The organism is Synechococcus sp. CCY9202 (genome assembly GCF_034931685.1).
GTDB lineage: Bacteria > Cyanobacteriota > Cyanobacteriia > PCC-6307 > Cyanobiaceae > CBW1002.
Map to the genome: position 1 here is coordinate 1 of NZ_JAYGID010000069.1, position 21,299 is coordinate 21,299.

Annotated in this window: 30 protein-coding genes; 14 read left to right on the forward strand and 16 right to left on the reverse strand. The window is 62.2% G+C overall.

Features of this window, described 5'->3' with window-relative positions; translation table 11 throughout:
- Positions 1-795: 795 nt before the first annotated feature.
- The 4 genes from VB777_RS09665 to VB777_RS09680 all read right to left on the reverse strand — a co-directional run bounded on the left by VB777_RS09665 (position 796) and on the right by VB777_RS09680 (position 3,927).
- Positions 796-2,733, reverse strand: coding sequence for a hypothetical protein (locus VB777_RS09665; protein ID WP_323248608.1), 1,938 nt, complete (start codon positions 2,731-2,733; stop codon positions 796-798).
- 318 nt (positions 2,734-3,051) lie between these two features.
- Positions 3,052-3,315, reverse strand: coding sequence for a hypothetical protein (locus VB777_RS09670; RefSeq protein ID WP_323248610.1), 264 nt, complete (start codon positions 3,313-3,315; stop codon positions 3,052-3,054).
- Between the two features lie 82 nt (positions 3,316-3,397).
- Positions 3,398-3,652, reverse strand: a complete 255-nt coding sequence (locus tag VB777_RS09675; protein WP_323248612.1) for a DUF3721 domain-containing protein — start codon at positions 3,650-3,652, stop codon at positions 3,398-3,400.
- Positions 3,653-3,711: 59 nt separating this feature from the next.
- Complete coding sequence (locus VB777_RS09680) at positions 3,712-3,927, reverse strand: DUF3721 domain-containing protein (protein WP_323248614.1); 216 nt, start codon at positions 3,925-3,927, stop codon at positions 3,712-3,714.
- 119 nt (positions 3,928-4,046) lie between these two features.
- Here VB777_RS09680 and VB777_RS09685 point away from each other — a divergent pair, with 119 nt between their 5' ends.
- Together VB777_RS09685 and VB777_RS09690 are read left to right on the forward strand one after the other, a co-directional pair.
- Positions 4,047-4,397: a heavy metal-responsive transcriptional regulator gene (locus VB777_RS09685; protein ID WP_323248652.1), complete on the forward strand. Its 351-nt coding sequence runs from the start codon at positions 4,047-4,049 to the stop codon at positions 4,395-4,397.
- A 286-nt stretch (positions 4,398-4,683) separates the two neighbouring features.
- On the forward strand, positions 4,684-5,211 hold the full coding sequence (locus tag VB777_RS09690) for a DUF305 domain-containing protein (protein WP_323248616.1): 528 nt from the start codon (positions 4,684-4,686) through the stop codon (positions 5,209-5,211).
- Positions 5,212-5,295: 84 nt separating this feature from the next.
- On the opposite strand, the gene VB777_RS09695 is transcribed toward VB777_RS09690, so the two are convergent.
- Both VB777_RS09695 and VB777_RS09700 read right to left on the reverse strand, forming a co-directional pair.
- A complete protein-coding gene (locus tag VB777_RS09695; protein WP_323248618.1) occupies positions 5,296-5,814 on the reverse strand; it encodes an NAD(P)H-dependent oxidoreductase in 519 nt (172 codons plus the stop codon).
- Between the two features lie 58 nt (positions 5,815-5,872).
- Entirely contained in the window at positions 5,873-6,139 is a 267-nt protein-coding gene (locus tag VB777_RS09700; protein ID WP_323248619.1) for a HupE/UreJ family protein, read from the reverse strand.
- A 280-nt stretch (positions 6,140-6,419) separates the two neighbouring features.
- On the opposite strand from VB777_RS09700, the gene VB777_RS09705 reads away from it, so the two are divergent.
- The 4 genes from VB777_RS09705 to VB777_RS09720 all read left to right on the forward strand — a co-directional run bounded on the left by VB777_RS09705 (position 6,420) and on the right by VB777_RS09720 (position 8,594).
- The gene (locus VB777_RS09705; protein ID WP_323248621.1) at positions 6,420-6,656 is read left to right on the forward strand and encodes a hypothetical protein; all 237 of its coding nucleotides are present in this window, start codon (positions 6,420-6,422) and stop codon (positions 6,654-6,656) included.
- Between the two features lie 436 nt (positions 6,657-7,092).
- On the forward strand, positions 7,093-7,392 hold the full coding sequence (locus tag VB777_RS09710; RefSeq protein WP_231598112.1) for a hypothetical protein: 300 nt from the start codon (positions 7,093-7,095) through the stop codon (positions 7,390-7,392).
- A gap of 369 nt (positions 7,393-7,761) precedes the next feature.
- Positions 7,762-7,926, forward strand: a complete 165-nt coding sequence (locus VB777_RS09715; RefSeq protein ID WP_323248623.1) for a hypothetical protein — start codon at positions 7,762-7,764, stop codon at positions 7,924-7,926.
- 152 nt (positions 7,927-8,078) lie between these two features.
- Complete coding sequence (locus VB777_RS09720; protein WP_323248625.1) at positions 8,079-8,594, forward strand: cupin domain-containing protein; 516 nt, start codon at positions 8,079-8,081, stop codon at positions 8,592-8,594.
- Between the two features lie 573 nt (positions 8,595-9,167).
- Here VB777_RS09720 and VB777_RS09725 read toward each other — a convergent pair.
- The 5 genes from VB777_RS09725 to VB777_RS09745 form a co-directional block, all read right to left on the reverse strand.
- Positions 9,168-9,341 carry a hypothetical protein gene (locus VB777_RS09725; protein WP_197157899.1) on the reverse strand — a complete coding sequence of 58 codons (174 nt, stop codon included), beginning with the start codon at positions 9,339-9,341 and terminating at the stop codon, positions 9,168-9,170.
- A gap of 211 nt (positions 9,342-9,552) precedes the next feature.
- Positions 9,553-10,020 (reverse strand): Hsp20/alpha crystallin family protein, encoded by a 468-nt coding sequence (locus tag VB777_RS09730; RefSeq protein WP_323248627.1) that lies wholly within the window; start codon positions 10,018-10,020, stop codon positions 9,553-9,555.
- Positions 10,021-10,222: 202 nt separating this feature from the next.
- Entirely contained in the window at positions 10,223-10,480 is a 258-nt protein-coding gene (locus VB777_RS09735) for a hypothetical protein (protein ID WP_231605696.1), read from the reverse strand.
- 476 nt (positions 10,481-10,956) lie between these two features.
- Entirely contained in the window at positions 10,957-11,211 is a 255-nt protein-coding gene (locus VB777_RS09740) for a hypothetical protein (RefSeq protein ID WP_197159382.1), read from the reverse strand.
- A 67-nt stretch (positions 11,212-11,278) separates the two neighbouring features.
- On the reverse strand, positions 11,279-11,539 hold the full coding sequence (locus VB777_RS09745; RefSeq protein ID WP_197157895.1) for a hypothetical protein: 261 nt from the start codon (positions 11,537-11,539) through the stop codon (positions 11,279-11,281).
- Positions 11,540-11,649: 110 nt separating this feature from the next.
- Between VB777_RS09745 and VB777_RS09750 the strand changes: the two genes are divergently transcribed.
- The 3 genes from VB777_RS09750 (at position 11,650) to VB777_RS09760 (ending at position 13,025) form a co-directional block, all read left to right on the forward strand.
- The gene (locus tag VB777_RS09750) at positions 11,650-12,165 is read left to right on the forward strand and encodes an AbrB family transcriptional regulator (protein ID WP_323248630.1); all 516 of its coding nucleotides are present in this window, start codon (positions 11,650-11,652) and stop codon (positions 12,163-12,165) included.
- A gap of 70 nt (positions 12,166-12,235) precedes the next feature.
- A complete protein-coding gene (locus tag VB777_RS09755; protein WP_323248632.1) occupies positions 12,236-12,646 on the forward strand; it encodes a DUF6554 family protein in 411 nt (136 codons plus the stop codon).
- Complete coding sequence (locus tag VB777_RS09760) at positions 12,624-13,025, forward strand: hypothetical protein (RefSeq protein ID WP_197157891.1); 402 nt, start codon at positions 12,624-12,626, stop codon at positions 13,023-13,025. Before VB777_RS09755 ends, VB777_RS09760 begins: the two co-directional genes overlap by 23 nt.
- Positions 13,026-13,053: 28 nt before the next feature.
- Here VB777_RS09760 and VB777_RS09765 read toward each other — a convergent pair whose 3' ends face one another.
- Positions 13,054-14,685 carry a DEAD/DEAH box helicase gene (locus VB777_RS09765; RefSeq protein WP_323248654.1) on the reverse strand — a complete coding sequence of 544 codons (1,632 nt, stop codon included), beginning with the start codon at positions 14,683-14,685 and terminating at the stop codon, positions 13,054-13,056.
- A gap of 148 nt (positions 14,686-14,833) precedes the next feature.
- Between VB777_RS09765 and VB777_RS09770 the strand changes: the two genes are divergently transcribed.
- Complete coding sequence (locus tag VB777_RS09770) at positions 14,834-15,268, forward strand: HNH endonuclease (RefSeq protein WP_197157889.1); 435 nt, start codon at positions 14,834-14,836, stop codon at positions 15,266-15,268.
- Here the strand turns inward: VB777_RS09770 and VB777_RS09775 are convergent.
- Complete coding sequence (locus VB777_RS09775) at positions 15,214-15,375, reverse strand: hypothetical protein (protein ID WP_322757952.1); 162 nt, start codon at positions 15,373-15,375, stop codon at positions 15,214-15,216. The genes VB777_RS09770 and VB777_RS09775 overlap by 55 nt on opposite strands.
- A gap of 293 nt (positions 15,376-15,668) precedes the next feature.
- On the opposite strand from VB777_RS09775, the gene VB777_RS09780 reads away from it, so the two are divergent.
- Entirely contained in the window at positions 15,669-16,595 is a 927-nt protein-coding gene (locus VB777_RS09780) for an SDR family oxidoreductase (RefSeq protein ID WP_322757951.1), read from the forward strand.
- A gap of 24 nt (positions 16,596-16,619) precedes the next feature.
- Here VB777_RS09780 and VB777_RS09785 read toward each other — a convergent pair whose 3' ends face one another.
- Positions 16,620-16,790 carry a hypothetical protein gene (locus VB777_RS09785; RefSeq protein ID WP_197157887.1) on the reverse strand — a complete coding sequence of 57 codons (171 nt, stop codon included), beginning with the start codon at positions 16,788-16,790 and terminating at the stop codon, positions 16,620-16,622.
- On the opposite strand from VB777_RS09785, the gene pdxA reads away from it, so the two are divergent.
- Positions 16,789-17,817 carry a 4-hydroxythreonine-4-phosphate dehydrogenase PdxA gene (gene pdxA, locus VB777_RS09790; RefSeq protein ID WP_322757950.1) on the forward strand — a complete coding sequence of 343 codons (1,029 nt, stop codon included), beginning with the start codon at positions 16,789-16,791 and terminating at the stop codon, positions 17,815-17,817. The two genes, VB777_RS09785 and pdxA, sit on opposite strands and share 2 nt — an antisense overlap.
- A 33-nt stretch (positions 17,818-17,850) precedes the next feature.
- On the opposite strand, the gene accB is transcribed toward pdxA, so the two are convergent.
- Together accB and efp are read right to left on the reverse strand one after the other, a co-directional pair.
- Entirely contained in the window at positions 17,851-18,339 is a 489-nt protein-coding gene (gene accB, locus VB777_RS09795) for an acetyl-CoA carboxylase biotin carboxyl carrier protein (RefSeq protein WP_197157883.1), read from the reverse strand.
- Positions 18,340-18,344: 5 nt separating this feature from the next.
- Positions 18,345-18,905 carry an elongation factor P gene (gene efp, locus VB777_RS09800; RefSeq protein ID WP_197157881.1) on the reverse strand — a complete coding sequence of 187 codons (561 nt, stop codon included), beginning with the start codon at positions 18,903-18,905 and terminating at the stop codon, positions 18,345-18,347.
- Positions 18,906-19,136: 231 nt separating this feature from the next.
- Here efp and VB777_RS09805 point away from each other — a divergent pair, with 231 nt between their 5' ends.
- Positions 19,137-20,180, forward strand: coding sequence for a peptidylprolyl isomerase (locus VB777_RS09805; protein ID WP_323248656.1), 1,044 nt, complete (start codon positions 19,137-19,139; stop codon positions 20,178-20,180).
- On the forward strand, positions 20,173-21,264 hold the full coding sequence (gene thiL, locus VB777_RS09810; protein ID WP_322757949.1) for a thiamine-phosphate kinase: 1,092 nt from the start codon (positions 20,173-20,175) through the stop codon (positions 21,262-21,264). Before VB777_RS09805 ends, thiL begins: the two co-directional genes overlap by 8 nt.
- Positions 21,265-21,299 lie beyond the last annotated feature (35 nt).

Genomic DNA, 21,299 nt, shown 5'->3' on the forward strand with positions numbered 1-21,299 from the left:
AGGGCGGCCTCACACTTCTCCTCGGTGCCGTAGAGCTCGATGAACTGAGGCAGAGAAAGACTCGGCTGGAACTGGATCCGATTCATGGCCATAGCGATCCTGACCGGTACATGCGTATTAGTCTAGGGGCTGGAAGGGCGCTGACGGAGCTTGCTACCTAATCAAGAAGCAAGGACAACCTGATCAGCACACAAAAAGCAACCAATAGAGCCTATTTAAGGGCACCACGAAAAATACCGATTTACCTTGGAAGCAGCGATTGAGACTCATGTACTGGCCGGCGTCGGCATTGGCCAATGGTCGCGACAAGGCCGATTTTTCGTGGTGCCCTTAAGACACTAGCCATGCAGCAATGGTCCAAAAGCTAGAAACTATCTACCCCACAACTATGCATCCTCACCTCTTCTGGTTTCTCTAGGATCCCAGTCAGGGCATCAACTTCAACCTGTGAGAGTTCCACCAAGCGGTGCACGATCACCGACCGATCCCAACGCTATTCGCACAGCACCCAATAGAGGCCGAAGACTTCAAACAGCCTGACTTCACTACTTTCAAAACAAAGTGTGGAGAAGTTGTGGAGTGTATAGACACGCAGCGTTCCAAAACCAACGAATATTGCTGGCTTAGTAAAGACCAAAGCAGTTGAACCACTCCATACTTGACAAGCCGAACGTGGTTGCGTCCAGAGTCACTCTCACAGATCCGCGAATCTGCCCTATCTGGGTTCTCAGCGACGAAAAAAAGAATTGGGCACAGAAACTAAAAAACCCGCTCAACAGCCTTTAGATATCAACATTAGAAACCAGCTTGGATTGATTGCTCTGACCACAGCAGATCACTAGAACCGGACAGCAGGACTGTCTTCATGGCATCACTAGAATCATCCTTTAAATAAAGAATTGAGCCATCATTCGCATCTATTTCTGCAGTAATTCCCTTTTCATAGATCAATACATCCTCTTCCATGTTGTAGTCAAGGAAGATTGATTGACCAAACAAATCCCCCTTAGAGAACGCAATTACATCACTTCCCTCTCCAAGCAGCAACAACGACTGCCCCCTTCCTGGTTTCACAAAATCGTCGCCATCTCCAGAGTCAAGTGTCATGGTTCCATGCAGGCTACTTTGATCGGGCCCAATAATCACATCGGCAAAGCGGCTTCCTGTGACTCGATCTACCCCGCCAGCCATTGAGATGAACGTACTGAATTCATCCGGAAGGAAGTCGTTGCCAAAGCCCACAAGATCATCAATCCGAACATCCTCAAAGGCATCATTACTAATACGGGTACTACCTTGAAGAGTATCCTTAGATTCAGAGGTCAGCTCAGCGGCAGAGAGCGTATCACTACTGACTGAATCTCGAACAAAAGCGGCGTATTTAATCGTATGGTCATTGATGACAAAATTACTCTTGAAATCACTTAAATCTCCACCAATATCTTTCTTCCCAAGTGATCTCTTTGGATCCAACTTAAACCATCCATCACCTGGGTAAGTCTTATCATTTAGATCAGGGTTAACAGAACTTGAGTTCAAAGACAACCAACCCTCAGCACCATATTCTCCAGCACCAGGAAGCTTCAAGTTATCAATAATAAACTCTTGCCCCATGAACCTATCAAGATAAGAGTCATCGCTCAAAGTAATATCCTCATAACTTCTTCCAACCAATGGATTGGCAGCATTTGAAAATCCTTCTCCATTGCTACCAGTATTCAAAGCAGAGGAAGCTAGCTGAAAATTTTCAAATGAACGAACCAATACCACAAGCTCGCCAATAATTTCGGCCTTTCTATATTCAAGAAATTCATAATTATTCACATTCTTAAATAGATTATATTCCTCTAACCTTTTTTGCAAAAACTTTTCGTAAAAAATTCCAGATGCCTTGTCAAGGGAGAAATTTGGAGTTCCTTGTACTCCAAAGCTTTTATTAACACTCTTCATGAGCTCAAAAGCACCCTCTGAGCTTACAAACTCTTCAGGGAACGTATTCCAAGTGTCAAAATCAGCAACAGTAAATCCGTCATTGAAAGAAACACCGTCTGGCTGTAAAACACCGGGACCCCCACCACCAAAAAATAGCGTATCTTTTATGCCAACAATATTTCCATAATTTGTAGGTGTCGAATTACTATTCGCATAGTGATCAGTTATTTCAGTGAAGACAATCTCAGGGATAGGAATGGGGTTGTCAACATTTTTCGAAATCTTCTCATTAAGGAGTTCCTGCCAATAAGCCTGGGTTGGGATTCTCTGGTCTATTGTTAACTGATCAATCGAAATTTCTTTACCATCTGCATCAAATGCCGTAAAAGGTCCGTTTTTCTTGTCAAAGATAACAAGTGAAACAGCAAATGTATCCACAACGTCAAAAACCGGATAATTAGTATTCTCTAATTCTTCAGCACTGAGAGATGTTTGATATCCAAAACCAAATCCCACACCACGCTGGAGCCCATTAAGAACTTTACGGTCAATCTTTAATACATTACGATCGTTACTAGACGAATCAATCGATGAAGATTGGAATCGTTGGTTAAGAACAAGCAAGTCATACAAAGTCGCCGAACTTCCTGACCAAGCAAAGCCTAGATTCGGATCATAAAGTGAAGGGCCCAGACTGGGTGGAAAATTAAAAACCAGATCACTGGAAACTTCCTTAACCTCATAATTCAAAATCGCATCACGCAGCTCTTTAATGCTAGAAATAATGTCTCGTTCAGCCATTAATACAAAAGCGATCTATCCATTATTAAAGGCAGGGTCCGCAATCGACACTCTCCTTAACAAAAATAAGGGCACCACGAAAAATCGGCCTTGTCGCGACCATTGGCCAATGCCGACGCCGGCCAGTACATGAGTCTCAATCGCTGCTTCCAAGGTAAATCGGTATTTTTCGTGGTGCCCATAAAAGATTTTTTGCAGCATCGGAGTGGCAACAGGACGGACTGGCGGAAGGGGCGCTCATCGGGGACGTGTCATCAGGGGCCGGACGCTGGAGCGGAGCCATCCCTTCAACCTAGTGGTGTCCAGTTGACTGGAGAGTCATCTCCGGTGATTTTCGTATCCCGATTCCCGATCTTTTGCCTCTGGGCTCGGTGTTGTTGGTTGCTTACGGCGACCAGCGAACATCAGGCCGACACCGGAGAAGGCAATCATCAAGGTCAGAATTCCGATGATCGCCGAGTCATAGGGCTGCAGGTTGAGCACCCCGAAGTTGCCCGTGTGGATCTTGAGCAGCCAGAAGGCATCGATGTTGTTCGCCAGCATCAGTCCATAGATCGAGCCCGACAGTGCGGTGATGATCAAGGGGACCGCTGCGATCGGCACCAGGGCTCGGTGGATGCGGCGGCGCAGGTGGCGGCGGCTCATGGGGATCGCCGGCGTGGGGTTAGTTGTTCTGCAGGGCCTTGTGGAGCGCCTGCTCATTCGCACAGGGCATCCACGGCGAGCCCATGGCAAACGTCCCCTTGCACTTGAGCTCGGCGGCCCGTTTTTCGGCTTCCTGCCTGGTCTTGAACATACCCTTCATATGGGCCTCGGCGGCTGGGGTGATGAGCAACGGGGCGAAGGCCGCCGCTGCCAGGGCAGCCAGCAGAGGCCAACGGTTGGGCTGCGGGAAGGAGCTGCTGGAGTGCTGGATCATCGAGTTTTCGAGAGGATGGTCAGAGACAAAGATCAGAGACAGAACAGGAACTGCTGGTATCACTTCTCCTGAGAGACGGCCTTCTCGTACACATCAAAGTTCTGGCAGGGCATCCATTCCTTTCCCATCGCAAAGGCACCACTGCACTGGAGTTCCTTGGCTCGCTGTTCCGCAGCGGTCCGGCTCGGAAACATGTCGTTGGCCTGGGCACGGGCGTCGCTGCTGCCCAGGCAGACGCCAGCCGCCAGCAGGAGAGCCAGAGCGAAGCGGTTCACGGAGTGAGAGAGAAGCAGAGATCCGTCACCTTAGAGTCTCCCCACGAGAGGAGAGTCAAGCCCATGACCACCGTTGGCATGAAGATCGGCGCCCCCTCGCCAGCCGCAGTGGCCTGCCGATCAAGACCCTTCGCTACTACGAAGATCTCGGCCTCCTGCCGGCGGTGGGCCGCAGCGAAGGCGGTTACCGCCTGTTCGGCGAGGAGAGCCTGCGGCGCCTGGACTTCATCCGGCGGCTCAAGAGCCTCGGTCTGACTCTGGATGAGATTCAGGAGTGTCTGGCGGTGCACGATGCCGGCGAGCTCCCCTGCGGCGACATCCAGCGGCAGCTCCAACGGCAGATTGATCTGGTGGACGCAAGGCTGCGGGAGCTGCGTCAGTTCAGGAAGGAACTACACAGCCTGCTGCAGAACTGGCAAAGCGATCCAGCGCCGAACATGGCCGTGATCTGCCCGAATCTCAACGTCTGAGCAGCCCCCGGCCGGCGGAGGACGCGGTGAACATTCGGCTGACTTGTCATTCCACTCGTTAGCCCGTGGCCAGCTTGGACATGGACGGTTAGCGAGCGGTATCAAAAGGATGACCACCAACGATCCACCTCGAAGACGCTTCGGACGGCCCGCCCTTCTGCTGTTGGCCGCAGGAGGAGTGATCACGATCTCCCTGTGGTCCGGCGCCCAGTGCCTGTCCCAGGGCTGGGGCGGTGCAGGCATGCATGGAACTGGAGGAGGCGTAGGAGGCCCGGGCCGGATGGGGATGGGCTATTCGGACCAGCAGTTCATCGTGATGATGATCCCGCACCACGACGGGGCGATCGCCATGGCCGATCTCGCCCTCACCCGCGCGCAGCGGCCCGAGATCAAGGCCTTGGCGAAGAGCATCAAGGCCAGTCAGACCGAAGAAAACGCCCAGATGCGCACCTGGTACCAGCAGTGGTTCGGCCAAAGCGTGCCCACCTGGGGACCGGGCGCGGGCTGGGGCTGGCAGGGCGGGATGGGAGCGATGGGGATGGGGATGGGGATGGGAATGGGGGGTGGGCCCATGGGTTGGGGCACAAACCTGGTCGCCCTGAGTCAGGCTCCAGACTTCGATCGAGCCTTCATCGAACAGATGATTCCCCACCATCAGATGGGCGTGATGATGGCCTCCATGGCCCAGATCAACGCCCAACACCCCGAGCTGAGCAAGTTGCAGCAAGCCATGGTGCTGGTACAGAGCGAGGAGATTGAACAGATGGAGCAGTGGTACCGAAAGTGGTACGGAGCTCAGGGGGCACAACGCTGAGAGCCTGCGCCCGGATCAATCCATTCGACTGTGGATCAATCAGTTCTTGATTGATCCGTTAGCGATCAATCCGTTGTTGATCAATCAGCGATTGATCGCTGCCAGTCTCTGCAGACGTACCACCAGATCATCGATCGAGTCGTCCTTGGCCGGGTTGAAGCGATTGCTCACCAGCTGCCGGCCGACCAGATTGGCACCGAGATGGGCCAACTGCAGCCGAAGCGCGGTGAGCACCGTGTAGCCACCACCGCCGGAGTGGGTGGCAATCGCGATTGGCCGATGGTTGAACAACCTGCGGAAATCATCCCCCTGCACTGAGAGCCAGGCGACGGCACTGGTGAACAGCGGCGGAATCGAGCCGTTGTACTCCGGTGTGCAGATCACCCAGCGGGGAGACGCATCCAGCCGTGCATTGAGCTCAGCAACCCCAGCGGGGATGCCGCTCTCCGCCAGAGTCAGAGGATTGAACAGAGGCAGTGAGAGGCCCGTCAGGCTGAGCACCTCCGCGGACAAATCGTGCCCGCGTGCCGCTGCCGCAAAGCGCTCAGCGAGGCGGAGATTCTCGCCGGCACTGACGGAGATCACGAGGACATCGGCGGCCATGAACAATCAGATGAAGGGCAAGGGGTGGGCGAAAAGCCGGAATCAGAACACCAAGGGATCAGCGCACCAGCAGCCCGATCGGCTCCAGGGCGATCACGCCCCCACAGAGGGCAAGCAGCAGGAAGCCACCGCCATTCACCAGCAGCGAGGCGCCGAAGGCGCCCAGCCACCAGAGCGCGGCGGAGCCGTCCGCCGGAGCCGCGGCCGCCCCCACACCGATCAGCAGCAACAGGTGATCGGCACCGGTGGGCGGATGCAGGAAGCAGGCGGCGATGCTGCCCTGGGCGATGCCGTGGGCCTGGGCCGGTTGATCCAGCAGCAGCATCGCCAGGCAGGCAGGCAGCGCCGGCGATGGGGGCCAGGGAGCGGAAGGAGGAGGAGGGTGTCATCGAACGAGCCGGCCCGCGCCGGTGATGGTGGGTGAACACGGCGAGCGTTCTGACTGAGAAAGCCGGAGGGCCTCCATCACGGCTGCGAGACAGTGCCGTGATCGATTCAGGGCGATCCTGCACCCCACCGGACTTTCCTCCTTACCCCCAGGGAGTGACCCGCTGGAACCGTTCGCGCCATTCTGCTGCCAATGCCAGCCGAGCAGCAGCAGGCCGATGGCCAGCCTGGGCCGCCAGCAGCACCAGACCAACGATCAACAGAAGATCGCTGGGTTCCAGCAGGAGCCGGGCGATGCCGTCGCCCCAGGGACCCAGCCCCAGAAGAGTTACCCCACCACCAGTCGTTCGCATGAAGGAGCGCCCCTGGTGGAGGCCCTCCAGTTCTTCAAGCCTCGGGGCGATCTCGGCCATGGTGCCGGCCTCACCTCAGGTGATCGAGACACTGCCGGCTGAAGCACCTTGGAATCCTCCATGGCTGCGAGAATGGGGCGCAGTATCCCCAGGGCAGAGTGCCGAGCAGCGATGTAGCCATCCTCGGCGTTGCGCATGGGTTGGCCAGCCTGCGGCGGTCCTGGCAGTGAAGAGTCGGAGACAGCAGGGAGGTCAGTGTCCAGGGCGGAGCAGATGTCGTCGTCGTTCATCTGACCGGGGGCGCATGCCTGAACCCAGCGTGCAGGCGAGGGCAGGCTGCCAGGCAACTCTTCCTGCGAAAGACAGAGTGGGACTTGGACTGCCGTTGCGCTCACTCCCGTTAGACAGAAACGAATGCCCGGTGCAACCGTCCTGGCCCAGAGGCAGGAAGTACCAGCTCAACAGGATCGTTCCGACAGAAGCAGCCATTCCCATGACGATGCGCCACTAGCCTCCACCCAGGCAGCAGCCAATCGTTTTGAAGGAACTGACCAACCACCAGCTCGACCTTGCACGGATTCCTGATCCCGAGGGAGACCTGCACGGCTGGGAGCACTTCGCCCACACGATCAATGGTTACGAAGCGGCCGGGTCATTCGAGGCCTGCGCCGATCTGGCCAACCACAACTGTGCAACCACGCTCACGGAGCTGCGCTGCGCCCTGTTCTTCGTGGCCAGGAGCGATCGCCACGGTGGGATGTTCGACGACTGCAGCCCCCAGGTACGGGAGCTGCTGAAGAAGATTCGGACGCGGGTGGAAGCCGGAGATCTGAAGTGAGTCTTCAACGACAGCCAGCACACTGACGATCAGAACATGATCGCAGGCTTACGACACCTCGTCGAGAAAGAGTGAGCACAGTCGTTGGATTGAGCTGCTGCTGGCCCTGCCGCTCACCAACCCGGAGATCGTGCTGGCCACAGCGCTGCTGAACCTGGTCGTGGGCATCGATCTACCGCGTGGACCCCTCACCCTGCTGCTGTCCCACAGCCTGTTCTGCCTCAGCTACGCAGCGCTGATCCTCAAGGCCCGGCTGGCAGGATTCGACCCAACCCTGGAACTGGCACCCAGGATCTGGGGGCACCACCGCTGGAGGCCTTCCGCCGGGTCACCCTGCTCTGCTTCTCCCTGTCATTCGACGACTATGTCGTGAGCAGCTTCACAACCGGTGAAACAATGACCTTGCCGCTCTATCTGGCCGGTGCTTTCCAGCGTCAGATCTCTCCTCAGATCCAGGTCCTGTCCACCGTGGTGCTGCTGGTGAGCGCGGCGCTACTGGTGCTGGCGACGCCATCGCGGCAGGGCCGGTCGTGATGGGGGCGGCGAGACTGCCCAGGTCAGCACCCGGTTGATGACCTGGCCAGAGTCAGGACAACCCAGGCGATCGATACGACACCTCCTCGGGAGTGACGGGCTGGCAATCCTGCGCCGAATCCCCCAGACTTCTGCTTGACCGCAGGCGACTCATGTCCGTCCGTGCAGCAACCAGGCACCAGACGAGGCTCAAGACTCGGCGGTGCTGGCTGGCCCTGCTGCTGATCGGTGGCGGGCTGCTGCTGGCAGGCCCAAGGACACTGGCGGATGGGGAACCCGCCGAGGTCAAGGTCCAGACGCTGGTCCGCTCAGGCCAGGCCTGGAACGGAACACAGCTGCCCGCCTATCCCAGCGGCGAGCCGGAAGTCACCGTGCTGCACATCACGATTCCGCCGGGGGTGAGGCTGCCCATGCACATCCACCCAGTGATCAACGCCGGCATGCTGATTCGCGGCCAGCTACTGGTGATCAGCGAGGCGGGAGCCAAAGTGCAGCTGAAGGCGGGGGACGGGCTGATCGAGATGGTGAATCAACCCCACTACGGCACGAACAACGGCAAGGAAGCTGCCGAGATCGTGGTGGTTTACGCGGGGGTGAAGGGAAAGCCGATCACCGTGCTTGAACCCGCTGCCAAAGCAAGTCCAAAGCCGCGTCTGACAGCACCTTGATGCGATGCAGCACGAGGGCACTGCTGAATCCGTTCTAGATGGTGGGATGGACGAATCGCACGAATCAGCCAGATCATCGCAAATAGGAGATAGACCATGAAAAAAGAACAGCTACAGAGGAGATGCTGAGCATGACTGGTGATCCAGTTGAGAGTTTAATGCAGTTGGCCGCTGGCCATTATTTGCCTCGGTGTCTCCATGCCGTCGCCAATCCTGGAGTCGCCGACGCCCTGAACAACTCGCCCCAGCCCGTTGCCGCGCTTGCCGAGGCGACCGACGCAGACCCAGCAGATGGCAGGGCTTAGAGTTGATCCAAGAGCCCTTGTCCTAGAAGGACGATTAATCGAGGCAATCAAGACCACTCGCGAGCAAACAGGAATCAGCCTCAATGAAGCCAAAGACGCCGTTGACGCCTTTCTTGTCAATCCTCAATCAACATCACGGACGAGCAGACCAGTCTCAAGGCATCAATCCGGAGACATTCCCCTTCAAGCAATCCTATTTTGGGAAGAGGGGAGTTTGCTCAACGCGATCAAAACAACCCGAGAAGCATTCCATATTGAACCCAGAAATTCACGGCAGATTCAAATCCGCATCGGCCAGGCTGCGCAAACGCTTGATCACCAAACTGGCGATGAACATGATCATCATGGGCAGCATTCTGCTGATCGTCCTCCACTTGCTCGGAAAGAAGTGACGCCGCGGCTTGACCAGGCAGAGTTGGATGATTGGCAGGAAGAAGTCCACAACGCAGGGATGATGATCCGATCGCTTCCGCCTTCGAAGCTTCTGACATGCCAGCATCCCAAGCTGAACAGGTGGCACTTGTCCGTGTCAGAGCGGCTGGGTTCAGTGAGCTCACCTCGATGGCGCAGGACAGAAAAGGCCCCCGACAGGAAGCCAGGGGCGCATGGTTCATGGGAACGTGTGAGCCACCCCGAGGGGCAGGACTATGGTGTTAGCCAGCCACCTTCACCGTGACGGTGCTGACTTTGTTAGCCTTGGGGGCGGTCACGGTGAGCAGACCATCGTGATAGGTGGCTTCCAGCTGATCGCGCTCAATGGCGACAGGGAAACGGAAGCTACGACTCCAGGTGCCGTAGCGGAATTCGCTCAGAAGTGGGGCAGGGTCAGGCTTGGTTTCGGGCAAAGTTTGACCCTCTGATACGCCTTCAGCGGCCAGAGACTCTCGGCCGGATCGACGCTCGGCACTGATCACCAGGCTTCGATCGGTGGCCTTGACATCAATGGCGGACTTGTCGACCCCTGGCAGTTCGGGCACAACGGTGTAAGCCGTTTCAGTCTGATGAACCTCGGCTGCCGGCACGTGCTCAGTGTTCTGCGGCAGCTGGTTCAGCTGTTGGTTCAGTTGCTGCTCAAGACGATCGATCAGACCGTAGGGAGAGGAGGTGCGCAGGCTCAGCATGATCTGGTGGCGAAGGATGATTGGCGGGGCTTCATCGCCCTCGTGATGCCAATGTCGTCGGAATTGATCGATCCCTCTGTCGTAGAAACCCACCGGATCGATTCGGTCCTCACGACCCCGTTCGGCGAACCGGCTCACATGGTCGCGAAAACCGAAACAGCGGCGGCCTTTGTCACCGCAGGGTGTGCAGCACTCACCAGGCTCAGGAACGCGGCTTGATCAGCTGCAGCACCTGTGGACCGGATTGACCGGCACGACGTTCGCAATCGAGCAGCTCCAGGATGGAGCGGGCGGAGGCCGTCACATCGCCCTGCTCTGCAGCGAGGCGGGCTTCAGAGTCGAGACGGGTGATCCGTTGGTTCAAGGCCAGACGGTCATCCGCAGCGGAAGCAGCCGCCGAGGAGCGCAGCGGATTGAGCACAGCCGTGGGAGTCCGCAACGATTTCACCCTGGCCTGCATGGAAGAAAGCACGTGACGACAAAAACGGAAGAGGGAGCCAGAAGCATGGACAGTCCAGAGTGGCCGCAATCCCGACATCCACTGAAGGCATCAAGGACAACGATTAAGGAGAAGGCCATCGAGATGGAAGCAGCGCTCACGGGGAACATTGCTCGCTCGAAAGCAGTGCTCACGGAAGGGTCGATCGACTCCTGGCACAAAGCGAAGGAGAGGCATTAGAGATCGATGTGACCACAAACTGATCCTTCGTAAGCTGATGATAGCAATCTTGCGGCAAGCTCTGCCAGAAGGTCAGCGTCAGGCAACCGATTGTCATCGCGCGGCACATCCAGCACCGGATGGTTGTGCTGCCGGCCAAAGCCTGCGCCCACCCGAGGACTGATGATCCCAGCCAGGACACAGGCATGGAGTCAACCAGCCTTGAAGCCAGCGCCTCCTGGCCAAGCAGGTCGCCAGGAGGACATTGGCGGAAGCGATCAGGTTCCTGGTTCTTCGCTGTTGCCCCCCAACTCGAGGATGCGTTGCCGCAGGACCGCCGCACGCTGCTCGTCTCCCTTGGTGAGAGCAACGGCCAGAGCGAACTCAAGCTTCTCAAGCTGATGATCACCCTCGGAAGGCTGCAAGAGCCGGTGGGGGGGCGCTCCAGAGGGCTGAGAAGCGCTGCCGAAGCTGGTAGCGGAGCGCTGGGTCAACCCCTGAAGGGGGGTACCGGAAAGGGAGGGAAAGGCCATGGCTGGCTTTCTTTCCATTTTGTCACCGGTTTCGGAGTTTCGGGAGCTTGCCGCAAGGTTTGTGTGCTTAGGCAGCCGCATCAGTGGCCATGGCGATCACATCACCCTCGGAGACCTCAAGCAACTGGCGGCAATCCCGCAGCAGCCGCTCAACATTCTCCAGGCTGTCGAGTTCTGCCGGATCGGACTGATCGACGCTGGACAGCTGCCGTTCGACCACCACCAGCCGCTGCTCCAGCTTCAGCAGCCGCTGCGAGAGGGTGTGAATGGTTTCCGCCAGGGTCTCCGTATGGCGCGTAATGCGAAAGGACACCGATTCGGACGTCATCGAGACAGGGCAGATCGAGGCCGATCACAACACACCCGCCGGCTCCGCTCAAGCCTGAAGACAGCCTCCCACCCGCCAGACTGGCAGGCATTGTTCGATCCCCTCGCCGGATGGCCTCCTTCTGGCCCCTGGTTTTCTATGGGTTGGCAGGTCTGGCGGGTGGCCTGCTCGCCCTGCGTACCGGCATTCCAGCCGCCCCACTGGCCGGCGCGCTGCTCGGGGCCGGCATCCTGAGCATGAGTGGACGGCTGGAGCTGGCGCAGTGGCCCAGTGGCAGCCGCACCGTGCTGGAAATCGCTATCGGCACCGTGATCGGCACCGGTCTCACGGCCACCGCCCTGACCGAGCTGCGTCTGCTGTGGCGGCCGGCGGTGCTGATCACCCTCACCCTGGTGCTCACAGGCCTGGTGGTGGGGCTGTGGTGCAGCCGCCTGCTGGGCATCGATCCTGTGGTGGCCCTGCTGGGAGCCGCTCCAGGCGGGATCAGCGGCATGAGCCTGGTGGGGGCCGAGTTCGGCGTCGGTGCCGCCGTAGCGGCGCTGCATGCTGTTCGCCTGATCACAGTGCTGCTGGTACTGCCCCTGGTGGTGAAGCTGGTGTTGCCACTGACGAGTCCGCCTCCTTGAGCGCCTGCTCGACAGCGCTGGCAGGGCCGATACGGTGGCGCCTGATCGCCCGTCCGTCTGACCCGGCACCATGGATCTCCGCCTGCCACGTGTCTTCCTGCACGGCCTCCTGCCCGTCGCCGTGCTGTTCGGCGGCGCGGCAACCCTGCCGTCACGGGCTCAAGGGAGCAGCGATGCCGGCAGCAAAGGGGCGCAGGTGTATTGCTTCATGCGAGGCGCAGGTAACAATCATCAGGTGAGCTGGGATGCGGCCTACGCCTTGATCAAGCGTCAGAGCGCCAGCCTGTTCAAGACCTCACCGGAACACGGCGCCGTCATGATCACCGAGGCAGTGGTTCAGAACCCCGGGACCTATCCCGATTGCGGCCGCTTCCTGGGATACCTCTACGCCAAGCCCCAGGCTGACGCCGGCTCCGCGACTTCGCCAGACAGCCCCCGACCAAGCAGCGGCATGACCCGTGAACAGCGCTACAGCTACTGACCACGTCCGCAGCCGCAGCCAGGCCCCTGGCCGATCTCTACTGCCCCTGCTTCTGCTTCTGGCCGGACTGGCCGGCTGCAGCGAAGAATCCTTACCGGAGCGAAGCATCCAGCCAGACGACTGCCTGCGCGACGTGCAGATCAAGAAGCTGGGGGAGGCCATCCGTCGCTGCGATGCTGTGGTGGCTGCCTTCCCCAAGGATCCGGTTCCACTGAACGAACGCTTCCTGCTCCAGAGCCTGCGCGGCAATGGGGCCGCCGCCTGCCAGGACATCACCAAAGCCACGGCCCTGGCCAGCCGAATGGATCCCAAGACCCTGGACCCGCTGCTGCAGGAAGATCTGAAATTGCGCGCCGCCAGCTGCCGCAGCGGGTCCTGATCAGGCAGCGTCGTCAACGGCGGCCGGCTCAGGACCAACCATCGATCAGCTCCCGCACCATCGCCGGCAGAGCCTGGCGACGCAGCTGACGCTGGCGGTTCTCCAGCAGCAGGGCAATGCGCTCGGCCTTGCTGTCGATCAGGCCATCGACGAGCTGATCGGCCACCCCCAGCTGCAGCCAATGGCAGGTCAGCGGTGCGGTCATGCCGATCCGATGACAGCGGTCTTCCGCCTGCTCGGCATCTCCGGGGGTCCAGGGACGCTCGATCAGCACCACATGGCGCGCCCGATGCAGGGTGAAACCGAGTCCGCCCGTGCCGTAGGTGGCGATCAGCAACGGCGAGCGGCCAGCCTGAAAGGCTTCCACCCGCTCCTGACGCGACCCCACCGGCACGCGCCCGGTGAGCAGTACCGCCCCCGCCGGTTCCCCGGGTACCCCGTCAGCCAGAGCCCCCTCGCCCAAGCCCCCCTGCAGCTGGGCCGCCAGCAGAGTCGCCGTAGCCACAAACCCGGTGAACACCACCACCGGTTCGCCCTCCGCCAGACAGGCGGTGACGAGGCGATGGGCCAGGGACAGCTTGTAGTCCGAACCGATCCGCCGCAGGGCCGTGAGCACAGCCAGGGCCTCAGCGTCGCGGCGGACCCGGCCCTGGGCGGCCCGCCGACGGTAATCGTCGATCACGCCCTGAAGACGATGCCGAAAGCCGCGGGCCTCCGAGGGCGTGAGCTCCGCGGCAACGAGGCGGCGATGCTTGGGCGGGAGATCGAGGCAATCCTGCTTGCGGCGGTGCAACAGCAGGGGGCGGGTCAGCCGCCGGAGTTCCTCCAGCCGGCTCGCCCCCTGGGCCTGCCAGATACGCCGCCCACCCTGCTCACGCCAGTGGCCCTGGCAGAACAACTCCTCATAGCGGCGCTGATCCTCAGCCAGGGGATGGCCGATCGCCGCCAGCAGGGGGAACAGCTGGGCCGGTCGACCGTTCTTCATCGGAGTGCCGGTGAGCAGCCAGATCGCCCTCAGGCGGGGATGACGGGCCAGCCGCAGAAACGCCTGGGTCCGTCTGGCCGCCAGGGACTGGGCATAGTGGGCTTCATCGGCCAGCAACACGGTGCCCGCCGGCGGCAGGGAAGCGGGCAGCCTGGACCAGCTGTGCACCTCCAGATGAAGCTGCAGCGCGGCCGCCTCCCGGCGCCAGTGCGCATGCAGCCCCACCGGCGCCAGCACCACGATGCGGCAATCCGACAGGCGCGCCAGGGTGCGGGCCGCCATCAGGGCCGTCAGGGTCTTGCCGAGGCCCATGGCATCGGCCAGCACGGCGCCGCGGCGGGCCAGGAGCCAGCGCACGGCGGCCCGCTGATGGGCAAACAGGCGGCGCCCATCCGGAAGGGGCTCGGTGGTGGCGGCAGCCTCCACCAGGACCTGATGGGGAGGCAGGGGCGGCAGGGGCTGCTGCAGCCAGGCCAGCCACTGCTCCAGTTCCGGATCCAGAGCAAAGCGGCGCCCCAGGCAAGCCTGCAGCGCACCGGCCGCACGGAGCGGAAACTCCCAGCACCGTTTTCGGCCCAGCCAGCGTCCCGGCGGACGCACCGCCCGGAGCTGGGCCTGGGTCACGGCGTCGTAGGGGCTGACCACCTCAATCAGGCCCGATTCCCCCAGCCGCATCAGACAACGCTGGCGTGGCTCGGACCGCGAGGCCTGTGGCGAGGATGGCTCAGGCAAGCGAAGACGAATCTGTCTCTGGAACTGCCATCCACGACACATTGCCACGCCGGACGATGGGGTCAAACTGCCGCCGAACCGAGGCGCGCACATGCAGGCCAGGGATGCGGTCTTCCTGGAAGATCTCTGCCCAAAGTTGCGTGCCAGACGCTGGCGACGGTCGATCCATCAGGTGACCGACAGCCACTGCCTCTACTGCGGACGACCTTCTGAATCCATTGATCATGTGCTGCCCCGCAGCCGCGGCGGGATGAGCGTCACGGAGAACTGTGTACCGGCCTGCCTGGCCTGTAACGGCGCCAAAGGGGATACCGAGGCCTTCGACTGGTACCGCCGTCAGTCGTTCTACGACCCGCGTCGCGCCATGGCTCTGCGCGCCTGGATGGACGGCGATCTGCGCCTGGCCCTACGGCTGCTGCAATGGAGTCTTCCGGCCCAGGCCGGGCCAGGCGCTGCGGGCGCTGACCCGGCTCACCAGACGCGGCAGGCGACAACGCCGTTGTATCGCTGGCAGATGGCCTCCTGATCGGCCGGTCGCTCTGGAGCCACCAGAAGCGCCATCACCACCAGCAGCACGGCCAGCAGTGCCGTGATCGCCACGGAGTCGACCGGCTCCGCGGAGCGATCCGGCACGCACGTCAACGGCCGCTGCCTGGATCCCGCAGGGGCGACAACCGTCCGGGCCCGAGCGGTGCCGCGCCGGAAGCGGGGTGGTCGCGGGCGGGCGACGAGAAGCGGCAGCACAGGCAGAGAGGATGGGGAGGAACAGGGCACGGCAACACCTGGAATGATCGGCTAATACATCTGTACTGTTTCTCGATCTGGCTGTCAAGGCCCTCGCCGTACCCCTTCGCCTGCCTTCAGCCGCACTGCAGGCGCCCGCACTACAGGCCCCCGTGCTGCCCTCACCCACGCCGTCCTCGACCGTGCCGCCCTCGTCTGCTCCGCTCCCGCTCCTCCTGCCTGCAGCACTGCGCCCCCGGCGGGTATTGGTGGTGGGCGGCGGCTACAGCGGCAACCGCTTCGCGGCGGCGCTGAGCGCCCAGGCGGTGCCGGTGATCACAACCCACCGCCGGCCGGCCGATGCCAACGCACCACTGACCTGGCTGCCGTTCGACAGCGAAGCCGGCATAGTGCCCGGCCGCACCGATCTGGAGGGCTTCAGCCATGTGCTCACCACCGTGCCGCCGGGCCGCGATGGCCGCGATCCGGTGCTCGATCTGCTCGGACCGTTGCTGCGCAGCCTGCCCCTGCAATGGCTGGGCGTTCTCTCCACCACCGGCGTCTATGGCGACACGGCCGGTGCCTGGGTTGACGAGACAGCCCCGCTGCAACCCTCGCTGGAGCGCAGCCGCGCCCGGGTCGCCAGCGAAGCCGGTTGGCGAGCTCTGGGACTGCCCCTGCAGATCTTTCGTCTACCGGCGATCTATGGCCCCGGCCGCAGCCCCTTCGCCAGCCTGCGCAGCGGCCGCAGCCGGCTGATCCAAAAGCCTGGCCAGGTGTTCAGCCGCATCCACGTCGACGACATCGTCGGGGCGCTGTTGCATAACCTCGCCCTGCCGGCGGAACAACGGTCACCCGTGCTCAACGTCTCGGATAACAGACCCTGCCCCTCGAGCGAAACCCTGGGCTACGCCGCCCACCTGATCGGCCATCCCCTGCCGCCGGTGGAGTCGTACGACGCCATCGCCGACACGATGAGCCCGATGGCCCGCAGCTTCTGGAGCGAGAACCGGCGCGTCGGCAACCTGCTTCTCTGCCAGAAGCTGGGGTATCGCCTGCGGTACCCCAGCTACCGCGAGGGCTACCGCGCCTGCCTGCAGGAAGAAAACGGGACACCTGAACCCGACTGAACAGCACGGGCGAGGACGCGCCCCTCAGGGGGAGCTGTCCGAGGCACAGACCGGTGTGGCCTTCTCCTGCAGATCCTGCATGGTGGGAATGTTCAGGTCCCTCAGCATCCGGCAGGAATCCAGCACGATCCAGCCACGGCTCAGTCCCGTGGCCACCCCCAGCAGCAACAGACCACCCAGCAACCAGCGAATCATGGTGTCAGCAGGTCCAGGTACTCCCTACCTTGACGCTAGGAGAGCCCGGCGGCTGGCCATCGCCCTCGGCGACCCCGCCGGCATCGGTATCGAAGTGACCCTCAAGGCGCTGGCCAGGCCGCTCCCCGGCGACCTGGTCCCAGTGCTGGTGGGGTGTCGGCGTTGGCTGGAACGCAGCTACGAAGCCCTGCGCGTCCACAGTCGTGAGGCCCTGGCCGATCCGGCAGATTTCGAGGTGGTCGACCTGCCGCTGCTGGAACCAGCCGCATGGGGGCAAAGCACACCCGCCTGCGGCGACGCCTGCTTCCACTGGCTCACGGCGGCCACCGAACAGGTGCTGCAGGGCGATTGCGACGCCCTTGTGACAGCCCCGATCGCCAAGGCAAGCTGGGCAGCCGCCGGGCATCCGTACCCGGGCCAGACGGAACGGCTGTCCGAACTGGCCGGAGGGGCACCGACCTCGATGCTGTTCACGGCCCGCTCACCGCGAGGAAACTGGCGACTCAACACCCTGCTGGCCACCACCCACATCCCCCTCGCAGCAGTGCCGGCAGCCCTGGGACCGGAGCTGGTGCAGACCAAGCTGGACGTGCTGCTGAGCTTCTGCCAACGCTTCAGCCCACGGCCGCGGCTTGTGGTGGCCGGACTCAATCCCCACGCCGGCGAAGCGGGCCAGCTCGGCCGCGAGGAGCTCGAGTGGCTGAACGCCTGTCTGGAGGACTGGCGCAAATGCCATCCCAACGTGACCCTGCAGGGCCCACTGCCACCGGATACCTGCTGGCTGGACGCCGGCAGCGCCTGGCACGGCCATGGCCCAGGTGCCGATGGCTATCTGGCCCTGTACCACGATCAGGGCTTGATCCCCGTGAAGCTGCTGGCCTTTGACGCCGCCGTGAACACCAGTCTGGGGCTGCCCTTTCTGCGCACCTCTCCCGACCATGGCACCGGCTTTGACATCGCCGGCCAGGGAGTGGCACGACCCGACAGCATGGCGGCGGCGATCACGACGGCCTGGGAATTCGGCTGACACTGCCCATCGAGCCGGCGGCTCCAGGGCCGTTCAGACCGATTTGACGCGCATCAACACCTGGCCGAACTCAACCGGCGTGCCGTTCTCCACAAGGATCTCGACGAGCTCCCCACTCACTTCTGCCTCGAGCTCATTCATCAGCTTCATGGCCTCAAGAATGCAGATCGGCTGACCGGCACTGATCCGATCACCCAGCTCCACAAAGGAAGGCTCCCCAGGGGCGGGAGACCGATAGAACGTGCCCACCATCGGTGCCGTGATATCGATCAGATCACTACGCGCAGCGGCGGCGGCAGGTGGCGGCGCCGAAGGAGCGGATGGTGCGGCCGGGGTCGTGGGCATCGGTGTCTCAAGGCCAGGGCTGGCCACCGGCGCCTGGACCAGGGTGACCGGGGCCGTGCTGGGGAGGTTGCGACGCACCTCCAGGCGGAAGTCATCACCCTCGAGCCTGAGCTCCTGGATGTCGCTCTCACCAAGCAGGGCCAGGAGTCGGTGAAGTTGGTCGTGATCGAGCTGCATGGTGATCAGGTCTCCCGGCCGAGGTAGCTGTCGGTGCGGGTATCGATCTTGATCTTCTCGCCGATCGACAGGAACAGGGGGACCATCACCTGGGCGCCGGTCTCGACGATGGCGGGCTTCGTTCCACCGGTGGCCGTGTCACCCTTCACGCCGGGATCGGTCTGGGTGATCTCCAGCACCACCGAATTGGGCAACTCCACCTCGAGGGGCTTGCCGTTCCAGGACACCACGTTCACCTCCATCCCCTCCTTGAGGTACTTACGGCTGTCGCCGATCTGCTTGGCCGTGAGGCGGGTCTCCTCATAGGAGCTCATGTCCATGAACACATAGTCCTCGCCCTCCATGTAGGTGTGCTGGAGGGTGCTCTTCTCAAGGATGGCCTGGGGGAGCATTTCCCCGGCACGGAAGGTCTTCTCGACCACGTTGCCGCTCTGGACGGCCTTCAGCTTCGTACGCACGAAGGCCGAGCCCTTGCCGGGTTTCACATGGAGGAATTCAACGACCCGCCAGACCTGCCCATCCAGCTCAATCGAGGTCCCGGTACGAAAGTCGTTGCTGGAGATCATTCCGGCGGTTCGGATGGGGCGGATTGTACGGCTGGCTACCGGAGCGTCCTTGCGAAGGCTTGCGCAGCAGGCGCGGTCGGCTCCGTAACCCTGTGCCAGATTCCTGATAAAGGCAGCAGGAGCGGGGCCATGGTGGTGGGTCTGGGGCAAGTCGTTCCGGCAGAGGAGAGACAACGGTTCGGGCGCACGGACCGGGCGGGTGGCTCCCTGTGGCGGCAGGCCCTTGGCCTGATGCTGCTGGCCCTGCTGCTGCTGGCTCCGGCCTACGGGCCGGCCCTGGCAGCCCTGCCCCCCGGCAACGCCATCAGCGATCCCACGGCCCTGCTGCGCAATGCCCTGCCCATCCAGGCCTCCGATCTGCAGGATCTGCAGCATCGCCTCGAGGCCACCAGCGACGACCTGCGGGCCAAGCGCTGGAACGCCCTGCTCGGGGCCGTGCGCCGCAGCCAGTCGCTGCTCGCCTCCCGCCAGGAGGCGATGGTGAACAACTTCCCGGACACCGATCGCGACGCCGCAGGCACCCTCCTGAGCAAGCTGGGCGACCAGTTGGAGACGCTGGCCGGCACCGCCGAACAACAGAACCGCGATGCCTTCCTGGCGGCACGCCGGCAGGCCCTGGCCACGATCGGCGCGGCCGAGGCGATGCTGGTCGGGCCCTTCCCCTATGCCATCCCCGAGAGCTTCGCCGACCTGCCACGGCTGCTGGGGCGCGCCACGGTGCAGCTGACCACCACCAAGGGTGATCTCACTGCGGTGGTGGATGGCTACAACGCGCCGCTCACCGCCGGAGCCTTCGTGGACCTGGCCCAGCGCGGCTTCTACGACGGCCTGCCCTTCATCCGCGCCGAAGACTTCTACGTGCTCCAGACCGGCGATCCCAGTGGTCCGGCCGATGGCTTCATCGATCCCACCACGAAGCTGGAGCGGCATGTGCCCCTGGAAATCCGCGTTCCCGGCGAGAAGGCCCCCTTCTACAACCAGACCTTTGAAGATCTGGGGATGTTCAAGGCGGAGCCGGTGCTGCCCTTCTCCAGCAAAGGCACCCTGGGATGGGCCCACTCCGATGAGGCCCTCGACGACGGCTCCTCCCAGTTCTTCCTGTTCCTGTTCGAGCCCGAACTGACGCCCGCGGGCCTCAACCTGATCGACGGCCGTTATGCCGCCTTCGGTTATGTGGTCGACGGCTTCGACGTTCTCGAGGAACTCACCGCCGATGACGGCATCGTCAGGATCCGGGTGCTGGAAGGCGCAGAGAATCTTCAGGCCCATGGCTGAACCGGCCCCTCCGGCTTCGGCCGGAGACCGTGGATCACTGGCCTCCCCAACCACCCTGTCCGATCTGGGTGAATGGGAGCTGATCCGGCGCCTGGGGGCCTTCGCCCCCACTGACCAGTTCAGCGACGATGCCGCCCTCGTGCCCGGAGGCAGCGGCAGCATCGTGATCAACACCGATGTACTGGTGGAGGGCCTTCACTTCAGTGAGGCCACCACCGGAGCCGCCGATGTGGGCTGGCGCGCCGCCGTGGCGAATCTCTCGGACCTGGCGGCCATGGGCTGCCAGGAAGTAGTGGGGCTGACGGTGGGGCTGGTGGCTCCACCCACCACGGCCTGGGCCTGGGTGGAGGAGGTCTATCAGGGCCTGTCTGCGGCCCTGCGTCGCTATGGAGGCACCCTGCTGGGGGGGGACTGCAGCGCTGGCAACCAGCGCCTGCTGGCGATCACGGCCCTGGGCCGGCTGGCGGCGGCTTCCCAGCAGACCGCCGCTGCACAGGGAAGGACCCATGGCATGATCCGCCGCGGCGGCGGACGGGCCGGCGATCTGCTGGTGAGCACGGGCCACCATGGCCTCAGCCGCCTGGGGCTGGCGTTGCTGCAGGGGGATTCAGGCCTCGACGTCGCGGCGATCGATCCCTCGCTGCGGCAGCGGGCCATCGAGGCCCACCGACGGCCGCGGCCCCGTTTCGATGCGGTGGAAGCTCTGCACCGCAGCCAGCCGGCTGGGGAGCCCTGGCGGGTTGGGGGCACCGACAGCAGTGATGGCCTGGTGGCCGCAGCCCAGGCGATCGGCGCCGCCAGTGGTTGCGATGTACTGCTGCAGAGCACCACCTTGCCGATGGATCCGGCCATGGGCCTCCTGCCGCAGGGGCGGCGCTGGTGCCTGGGGGGCGGAGAGGATTTCGAACTGGTGCTGGCCCTGCCGCGGGCCTGGGCGCAGGCCCTGGCCGAGGAGCTGGAGGAGGGTCAGCTGATCGGCGCCCTGGTGGCTGGGAGCGGCGTGGTGCGCTGGGCGGAGAACCGCGAGCCCCTGGCAGCAGACAATGCCGGCTTCAGCCACTTCCGCGCAGCTTCGACTGATTGAGACCCTGCGCCTGCACAGGCCTGAAACCAAAAAAC